Genomic DNA, 2,094 nt, shown 5'->3' with positions numbered 1-2,094 from the left:
CGGCCCGCTGGGCATCGGTCACCGACAACGGCGGAATCTTCGGACCCGGACGACTCATGCCCAACCAACGACGAACCTCCGACTCAGGTCACTAGAACCAGTTGCGCTTGCTGCCGACCTCCGACAGCCACTGGTTGAGGTACGCCGCCCAGTCCGTGCCCTGGTAGTCGTCCAGCCCCACCTTGAAGGAGCGGAACGTGTCACTGCCCTCGCTGAACAGACCCGGCTTCTTGTCCATCTCCAGCACGACGTCCATGGCCTGCTCGTCGGCCACGAAGCTCAGCTCGACCTGGTTCAGCCCCCGGTACTGCTGCGGCGGGAAGAACTCGATCTCCTGGTAGAACGGCAGCTTCTGCCGCGTCCCCCGGATGTGGCCGCGCTCCATGTCCGCGCTCTTGAACCGGAAGCCCAGCTGGATGAACGCGTCCAGGATGGCCTTCTGCGCCGGCAGCGGGTGCACGTTGATCGGGTCCAGGTCGCCGGAGTCCACCGCCCGCGCGATCTCCAGCTCGGTGCTCACCCCGATGTTCATCCCGCGCAGCGCCTGACCGTCGATCATCGTGACCGGCGTCTCCCAGGGGATCTCCAGCCCGAACGGCACCGCGTGCACCGCACCCGCCTGCAGCTCGAACGCGCCGCCGAGCCGCACCTTGGTGAACTCGATGTCCTGCTTGTACTCCTGGTCGCCGCTCTCCACCTCGACCTTGGCCTGCAGCCCGACCGACAGCCCCTCGATCTGCTGGGCGACCGAACCGCCCTGGATGCGCACCTCGCCCTGGACGACGCCGCCCGGTACGACGTTGACCTCGTGCAGCACCGTCTCGACCGACGCGCCGCCGGCCCCCAGGCTCGCGAGCAGCTTCTTGAACGCCATGTGTCTCCCCTTTGTCGCCCTGTGGCTTTCGTCCGTGCCGTGCGGACCGTCGTCTGTCGTGCGGACCGTCGATCCCTAACAACGCGATCCGGCCGTGACCGGTTCCGTGGACGTCACCCTGACAACAGCGGGGCGCGGTGACCACCCCGTGGCACCGACCGCCTCCAGTACCCTCGGACGGCATGATCGCGACCCCCGACCGTACGCCCCTGCCCAGGAAGTTCTTCGACCGACCCGTCCTCGAGGTCGCCCCCGACCTCCTCGGCCGCACCCTCGTACACAGCACACCGGACGGTCCGATCGCCCTCCGCCTGACCGAGGTCGAGGCCTACGACGGCCCCAACGACCCCGGGTCCCACGCCTACCGCGGCCGCACCGCCCGCAACGCCGTCATGTTCGGCCCGCCCGGGCACGTGTACGTCTACTTCACGTACGGCATGTGGTTCTGCATGAACCTGGTCTGCGGCCCCGAGGACCGTGCCGCCGGGGTCCTGCTGCGCGCCGGGGAGATCATCGAGGGCGCGGAATTGGCCCGGACCCGGCGGCTCTCGGCCCGCGACGACAAGGAGCTGGCCAAGGGCCCCGCCCGCCTCGCCACCGCCCTCGGCGTCGACCGGTCCTTCGACGGCACCGACGCCTGCGCGCCGGACGACGCCTCCCCGCTCCGGATCCTCGGCGGCACGGCCGTCCCCGCCCACCAGGTGCGCAACGGCCCGCGGACGGGAGTGGCCGGCGAGGGCGCCGTGCACCCGTGGCGCTTCTGGATCGCGGACGACCCGACCGTGAGTCCGTACCGGGCCCACGTGCCGAAGCGCCGGCGAAGTTGACTCGGCCCTGGTGCGGGCGTAATGTACTCCGAGCCGCTTGAACCGGGTACGGCGTTCGCCAGCAGCCGGAAGCGGCCAAACCACTACCTACGATCACCCCTCGGCGGGGTCGAATTCGTCATGTTCGCATGCCTGAATTCATTACCGCCGGACCCGATTATGAATCGGGCCGGGGAATCGGTTAACGTAGTGATCGTCGAAAGGCCGACGGGCGAAAGCCCCCGGACCTGCGACGGACCCCGCTGACTGGGGGTCAGGTCGAGAAAAAGATCTGATAGAGTCGGAAACACCGAAGGGGAGCGCCCGGAGGAAAGCCCGAGAGGGTGAGTACGAAGGAAGCGTCCGTTCCTTGAGAACTCAACAGCGTGCCAAAAGTCAACGCCAGATATGTTG

2 protein-coding genes are annotated in these 2,094 nt (G+C 68.1%); one reads left to right on the top strand and one right to left on the bottom strand.

The window, feature by feature from the left end; all coding sequences use genetic code 11:
• Positions 1–91: 91 nt before the first annotated feature.
• Positions 92–874 (bottom strand): sporulation protein, encoded by a 783-nt coding sequence (locus ACIRPP_RS31915; RefSeq protein ID WP_403650250.1) that lies wholly within the window; start codon positions 872–874, stop codon positions 92–94.
• A 182-nt stretch (positions 875–1,056) separates the two neighbouring features.
• Here ACIRPP_RS31915 and ACIRPP_RS31910 point away from each other — a divergent pair, with 182 nt between their 5' ends.
• Positions 1,057–1,701, top strand: a complete 645-nt coding sequence (locus tag ACIRPP_RS31910; RefSeq protein ID WP_403650247.1) for a DNA-3-methyladenine glycosylase — start codon at positions 1,057–1,059, stop codon at positions 1,699–1,701.
• Positions 1,702–2,094 lie beyond the last annotated feature (393 nt).

This window comes from Streptomyces sp. NPDC101219 (assembly GCF_044767675.1).
Classification (GTDB): domain Bacteria; phylum Actinomycetota; class Actinomycetes; order Streptomycetales; family Streptomycetaceae; genus Streptomyces.
This window is presented reverse-complemented; position numbering and strand designations above follow the sequence as displayed.